Raw genomic sequence first — 6,580 nt, forward strand, 5'->3', positions numbered from 1 at the left:
CGTTCGTGCTGAGTAGGGATCGAGTAGGCGCTTGCGCCGTATCGAGAGCCCGTATCGAAGCACAGGTGGCGCTCGGGGCCTGTCCTTCGATACACTACCTCGATACGCCCTTCGGGCTACTCGGCAGTTACTCAGGACGAACGGAGCGACTTGAGTCCAAGCCGGCAAGAAGCCGGTCAGGCCGGCTTGCGGAACACCGGATTGCGATAGAGCGTCAGGCCGAGCTTGCCGTCGCGCGGATAGAGCGCGCGATGGACGCGGTTCGACTGGTTGCCGCCCAGCACGAGCAATTTCGCGCCCTGATCGTCGAGCAGATACGAGACGTGGCCGAGCACCTTGCCGCCCACGATCCGCTCCCACACCACGACGCTGCCGCGCTTGGGCGACGGATCTTCGACGCCCCAGCCCCGCCAATCGAGCGCCCACGCCGAGTCGGTGCCCTTCTTGCCTGCGTTCACCATGCACCAGTTGACGAAGGCCGAGCACCAGGCGGTGTTGTCGTCGTTGCGTTGCGCCGCGCTCAAGCCTTTGCAGGTCGCGAGATATTCGACGATGCGAGGGTTGCTGCCCGGATTGAACTCGGCGACGCCGGCATCCTCCTCGCGCAAGGCGAGCGAAAGCCACAGTGGATCGCCGTCGGCGGCGGTTTCGGTCGCGGCACCGACCAACAGCGCGCTCCGGTCGCTGCCGTCAGGAAGAACGATCTGCTGGCCCGACCGAATCAGGTTGGGATTGGTGATCTGCGGGTTCAAGGCGAGCAAGTCGTTGACACCTATGTTCAAACCGCGCGCGATGCTGCCGAGAGTATCGCCGGGACGAACGGTGTAAATCTTCTTCATGAGACTTCCCCCTTTGAGCCAACAGTCCTTTCCATCATGAAGTATATACTGGCGGCGACATATTCTAGGATGGAATCGACTTGTGCAACGCGGCAGCGACAAAGGACATCGCGCGCGATTATGACGAGGTTGACGCTTACCAGTCTCGCCAAGTAAATGTCCGCTCCGGCGGCCCCTGCACGGGCCGCCGTTTTTGTTTCTGCTAGGAGCGCGTCATCATGCCGATCACCCCACTCATGCCAGTGTACCCGCGCTGCGGCGTGCGCCCGGTGCGAGGCGAGGGCTGCTATTTGATCGGCGAGACTGGCGAGCGGTATCTCGATTTCGCGGCCGGCATCGCGGTCAACGCGCTCGGCCACGGCCACCCGCATCTCGTCAAGGCGATTGCCGATCAGGCGGCGACGCTGATGCACGTCTCCAACCTCTACGGGTCTCCGCAGGGCGAGCATCTCGCGCAGCGGATCGTCGACCACAGCTTCGCCGACACGGTGTTCTTCACCAATTCGGGCACCGAGGCGGTGGAATGCGCGATAAAGACCGCGCGGCGCTATCACTTCGTCAACGGCAACCCCGAGCGCACCACGCTCATCACCTTCAACAATGCCTTTCACGGGCGGACGATGGGGGCGATCAGCGCGACCAACCAGCCGAAGATGCGCGACGGGTTCGAGCCGCTGCTGCCGGGCTTCGCCTATGCGCCGTTCAACGATCTTGAAGCGGCGCTGGCGCTGATCGACGAGACCACCGCCGGCTTCATGGTCGAGACGATCCAGGGCGAAGGCGGCGTGTCCGCCGGTAGCCCCGAGTTCATCCAGGGCTTGCGCAAGGCGTGCGACGAACACGGCCTGCTGCTGGTGCTCGACGAGGTGCAGTGCGGCTATGGGCGCACCGGCAAGATGTGGGCCTATGAGCATTACGGCATCACCCCCGATATCATGTCGGTCGCCAAAGGGATCGGCGGCGGCTTCCCGCTCGGCGCGTGCCTCGCGACCGAGGAAGCGGCGAAGGGCATGGTGTTCGGCACGCATGGATCGACCTATGGCGGCAACCCGCTGGCGATGGCGGCGGGCGAGGCCGTGCTCGACGTGATGTTGGAGCCGGGCTTCCTGGAGAATGTCACCGCGATGGGCGAGCGGCTGCGCGGCGCGCTCGAACAGATGATCCCCAATCACGACGGCGTGTTCGACAGCGTGCGCGGCAAGGGGCTGATGCTCGGTATCAAGCTCAAGGACGCGGCGATCGCGCGCGATTTCGTCGCGCATGCCCGCGACAATCACGGGCTGCTGACCGTGTCGGCGGGCGAGAACGTGGTGCGCGTGCTGCCGCCGCTGGTGATCGAGGACAGCCATATCGCCGAGGCGATCGAGAAATTGAGCGAGGCGGCGCGGAGTTACGCGCCGGTCGCGGCGTGAGGGGGGCGTTCTTCTTCCCCTCTCCCTGCGGGAGAGGGGCAAGCTGCGTAGCAGCGCGGGGTGAGGGCGATCATCGCCCTATCACCCTCACCCTTCCGGCGCTTCGCGCCTCCCTCCCTCTCCCAATGGGAGAGGGAAAGTGACTCGCCACTTCCTTAACCTCTCCGATGCCGGTGCCGACGGCATCGCGGCGATGCTGGCCGATGCGCTGGATCGCAAGGCGGCGCGCAGCGGCTGGCCCAAGGGCAAGGTCGATGCCGATGCGCCGCTCGCGGGCCACACCCTCGCGATGGTGTTCGAGAAGAACTCCACCCGCACCCGTGTCAGTTTCGACATGGCGATCCGGCAGCTTGGCGGGTCGTCGATCGTGCTCGACAGTGGCACCACGCAGCTCGGGCGTGGCGAGACGGTGGCGGATACGGCGCGCGTCCTGTCGGGCTATTGCGACGCGATCATGCTGCGCACCGACGATCACGCCAAGGTCGAGGAAATGGCGCGGCATGCCAGTGTGCCGGTCATCAACGGCCTCACCGATGCATCGCATCCCTGCCAGATCATGGCCGACCTGCTGACGATCCTCGAAAGCGGCAAGTCTTTGCCCGGTCTCAAGGTGGCGTGGCTGGGCGACGGCAACAACGTGCTTGCCTCGATCATGGAAGCGGCGGGGCTGATGCAGTTCGACGTGGTGGCGGCGTGTCCGCAGGGTTTCATGCCACCGGAACGCGACGTTGCGCTTGGGCTCGGGCGTGCGCGCGTGGTCGGCGATCCGCGCGAGGCGGCTGAGGGTGCCGACATCATCGTCACCGATACGTGGATCTCGATGGGCCAGGCGCATGCCGAGACCAAGCTCGCCGCGATGATGCCGTTTCAGGTCACGCAAGAGCTGATGGCGCGCGCCAAGCCCGATGCGAAGTTCCTCCATTGCCTGCCAGCACACCGCGGCGAGGAAGTGACCGACGCGGTGATCGACGGCCCGCAATCGCTGATCTGGCCCGAGGCGGAGAACCGGCTGCACGCGCAGAAATCGGTGCTGCGCTGGTGCTTCGGGCAGATTGGTTGATCGCGGGGGATCGGTCCCCCACATTTGCGTCTTTCCCGTTCCCCCGCGAAAGCGGGGGTCCAGAGCAACGAGCGCCGCGCTGCTTGGCTCTGGACCCCCGCCTTCGCGGGGGAACAGCTTCATGAAAGACGTTGATGCCTGACACCTCCCCCGATCTCGATCTCGCGCTGGGTTTCACCATTCCCGGGCGCCATGCGCGCGGGCGCGTGGTGCGGCTTGGCCCGGTGGTCGATCGCATCCTCTCCGCGCACGCCTACCCTGCCCCGATCGAGGCTTTGCTTGCCGAGGCGCTGACGCTGACCGCGCTGATCGGCTCGACGCTGAAAGATGCGGGCGGCCAGCTCACGCTGCAGGCGCAGACCGACAACGGCATCGTCAGCTTGCTGGTGTGCGATTATCGCGGCGGCGAGCTGCGCGGCTATGTGCAATTTGACGCCGGCCGGCTCGCCGATGCGCCAATCGCGCCGAGCCTGTTCGCGCTGTTCGGCGCGGGCTATCTCGCGATCACCTTCGATCAGGCGACCACCGGCGAGCGCTATCAGGGCATCGTGCCGCTCGACGGCGAATCGCTTGCCGATGCGGCCTCTGCCTATTTCCTCCAGTCCGAGCAGATCCCGACGCTGATCCGGCTCGGCATCGCGCCGGGCAACCGCGTGACGGGCGGGCTGTTCCTCCAGCATCTGCCCGAGGGCGAGGAGGGCCGCGAGCGGCTGCATGTGCGGCAGAACCATCCCGAATGGGAGCATGTCGCGGTGCTGGGCGCGACGATGGGCGCCGACGAACTGACCGACACCGCTTTGCCCCTCGAAACGCTGGTGTGGCGGCTGTTCAACGAGGAACCCGAAGTCCGCATCCTCGCGCGCCAGCCGATCGTGCGCGGCTGCCGGTGTTCGCCAGACTATATCGCGCAGGTGCTCGCCAAGTTTCCCGAAGAGGATCAGCGCGAGATGGCCGACGACTCGGGCGTCATCACCGTCGATTGCGCGTTTTGCGCGCAGAAATTCCCCGTATCGGTCGGGAATCGTTGCGAGTCCTGAACGACATTGAATCCCGCCACAGAATCCCCCACATTCTGTACCAAGCGGTTGCGCCCGCAGTGGGTAGGGCGCGGACTTGGGGATACGAATGATGCGGCGTGGGCAGTTGGTATGCGCGGGGTTCGCCGCGCTGGTGATGGCCGGCGGAGCGGCGATGGCGGCGTCCGATTCGGGCGCGTCGGTGGCGCTGTCGCGGATCGAACGCGGCCAGTATGAGATCAGCGTGGTCGGGTCGACCGCGACACCGCGATCGGTGTGCATCGCCGACCCCGCGATCCTGCTTCAGATGCAGCATCCCGGGGTTGCCTGTGCGCGGTTCGTGATGGCGGACAGCCCCGACGGTACGACGGTCAGCTACCGCTGCGCGAGCGGCGGGCATGGCCGCACCGTGGTGACGATCACCACGCCGAGATCGTTCGATATTGATACACAGGGCATCGCCGGGGGCGCACCTTTTGACTTGAATTATCAGGGAAGGCGCGTCGGCGCTTGCCCGGCACGCTCCACCGCATCGCGTTAACCCGCTGGGAAGACCCTGTGATTAAGATGACGCGAGTGTGCTTTTGGCATGCTTTTTCCCAAACGCCCGGTGACGGGCAACCGCTGGGCCGCCCAAGGGCGGCCCATTTTTCTGGGGCGGCCCATCTTTCTTGGGCGGATTGCGCGGATCGCCCCCACCCCCTAGACTTGAGACGATCATGACACGCGGTAGCACCCTGGCGGTCGCCCTGATTTCGGGCGGGCTGGATTCGATGGTTTCGGCGGCGCGTGCGCGCGAAGACGGGCACCGGCTGCTCGCGCTGTCGGTCGATTACAACCAGCGTCACAAGGTCGAACTGGCGGCGGCGCGGCGGATCGCAAGCGTGCTGGGCGCGGAGCGGCATGTCGTGCTGCCGCTCGACCTGTCGGCGTTCGGCGGATCGGCGCTGACCGCCGACATCGACGTGCCGAAGGACGGCGTCGGCGAAGGCATTCCCGTCACCTACGTGCCGGCGCGCAACACGATCTTCCTCAGCCTAGCGCTCGGCTGGGCCGAGGCGGCGGGCGCGCGTGACCTGTATATCGGCGTCAATGCGCTCGATTATTCGGGCTATCCCGATTGCCGCCCGGAATTCATCAAGGCGTTCGAGGACATGGCCGAGGTCGCCACCAAGGCCGGCGTCGAGGGCGAACCGTTCCGCATCCGCGCGCCGCTCCAGCATATGACCAAGGCCGATATCGTGCGCGAGGCGTCTCGGCTCGGGCTCGACGCTGGCATGAGTTGGTCGTGCTACGATCCCGCGCCGGGCGGCGTGCATTGCGGGCTGTGCGACAGTTGCCGGCTGCGTGCGAAGGGGTTCATCGAAGCCGGCCTGCCCGACCCGACCGTCTACGCGGTCTGAATGTCCTACGCGGTCAAGGAAATGTTCCTCACGCTGCAAGGCGAAGGGGTCAATGCCGGGCATCGCGCGGTGTTCGTGCGGTTTGCCGGGTGCAACCTGTGGTCGGGGCGTGAGGAGGATCGCGCGAGTGCGATCTGCAAGTTTTGCGATACTGATTTCGTCGGGATCAACGGGCTGGGCGGCGGGCGCTTCGCCGATGCGGACGCGCTGGCGGCGGCGGTGGCGGGCTTCTGGGGCGATGGCACCGAAGCGCGCTTCGTCGTGCTGACCGGGGGCGAACCGATGTTGCAGGTCGATGATGCTCTGGTCAATTCGCTTCACGCGGACGGCTTCACGATCGCGATCGAGACCAATGGCACCCTGCACGTTCACCCCGGCATCGACTGGGTGTGCGTCAGCCCCAAGGCTGGCAGCGAAGTGGTGCAGCGTTCGGGCGACGAACTGAAGTTGGTCTGGCCGCAAGCCGGTAGCGACCCGGAGACGCTGGAACGCTGGGATTTCGCCAACTTCCTCGTCCAGCCGATGGATAACGCCGCGGCGGCCGACAATCAGGCAGCGGCGATCGCGCTGGCGATGGCCCGGCCCACATGGCGGCTGAGCTTGCAGACGCACAAGTTTCTCGGGCTGCGCTGATCTTCTGCTCCCCTCCCTGAAAGGGAGGGGTCGGGGGTGGGTCGGCTTGTTGCAACCACACCACTCCCTCGCGGACCGACCCACCCCCAGCCCCTCCCTTTCAGGGCAGGGGAATCGCATTTGAGCTGGAGGGAGTAGCGCCGGGCAGGAAAAAGGATTCTGAAGCGTCTTCTGGAAAGACCGGGAGATGCAGGTGCGTGGTTTTCGAGAGTTGTTC

Annotated in this window: 7 protein-coding genes; 6 read left to right on the forward strand and 1 reads right to left on the reverse strand. The window is 65.7% G+C overall.

The annotated features are described in order from the left end of the window. Positions 1-176: 176 nt before the first annotated feature. Positions 177-839: a C40 family peptidase gene (locus EWE75_RS11100; RefSeq protein WP_130157386.1), complete on the reverse strand. Its 663-nt coding sequence runs from the start codon at positions 837-839 to the stop codon at positions 177-179. A gap of 218 nt (positions 840-1,057) precedes the next feature. On the opposite strand from EWE75_RS11100, the gene EWE75_RS11105 reads away from it, so the two are divergent. The 6 genes from EWE75_RS11105 to queE all read left to right on the forward strand — a co-directional run bounded on the left by EWE75_RS11105 (position 1,058) and on the right by queE (position 6,363). Continuing rightward, positions 1,058-2,251 carry an aspartate aminotransferase family protein gene (locus EWE75_RS11105; RefSeq protein WP_130157388.1) on the forward strand — a complete coding sequence of 398 codons (1,194 nt, stop codon included), beginning with the start codon at positions 1,058-1,060 and terminating at the stop codon, positions 2,249-2,251. 139 nt (positions 2,252-2,390) lie between these two features. Next, entirely contained in the window at positions 2,391-3,311 is a 921-nt protein-coding gene (gene argF, locus EWE75_RS11110) for an ornithine carbamoyltransferase (RefSeq protein ID WP_130157390.1), read from the forward strand. A 134-nt stretch (positions 3,312-3,445) separates the two neighbouring features. Further along, positions 3,446-4,348 carry an Hsp33 family molecular chaperone HslO gene (gene hslO / locus EWE75_RS11115; protein WP_130157392.1) on the forward strand — a complete coding sequence of 301 codons (903 nt, stop codon included), beginning with the start codon at positions 3,446-3,448 and terminating at the stop codon, positions 4,346-4,348. Positions 4,349-4,436: 88 nt separating this feature from the next. After that, positions 4,437-4,868, forward strand: a complete 432-nt coding sequence (locus EWE75_RS11120; RefSeq protein WP_130157394.1) for a DUF3617 domain-containing protein — start codon at positions 4,437-4,439, stop codon at positions 4,866-4,868. A gap of 178 nt (positions 4,869-5,046) precedes the next feature. Next, the gene (queC, locus tag EWE75_RS11125) at positions 5,047-5,730 is read left to right on the forward strand and encodes a 7-cyano-7-deazaguanine synthase QueC (protein WP_130157396.1); all 684 of its coding nucleotides are present in this window, start codon (positions 5,047-5,049) and stop codon (positions 5,728-5,730) included. Continuing rightward, positions 5,731-6,363 carry a 7-carboxy-7-deazaguanine synthase gene (gene queE, locus EWE75_RS11130; protein WP_130157399.1) on the forward strand — a complete coding sequence of 211 codons (633 nt, stop codon included), beginning with the start codon at positions 5,731-5,733 and terminating at the stop codon, positions 6,361-6,363. It abuts the gene before it with no gap. Positions 6,364-6,580: the final 217 nt, after the last annotated feature.

Source organism: Sphingomonas populi (assembly GCF_004208535.1).
Taxonomy (GTDB): Bacteria; Pseudomonadota; Alphaproteobacteria; order Sphingomonadales; family Sphingomonadaceae; genus Sphingomonas; species Sphingomonas populi.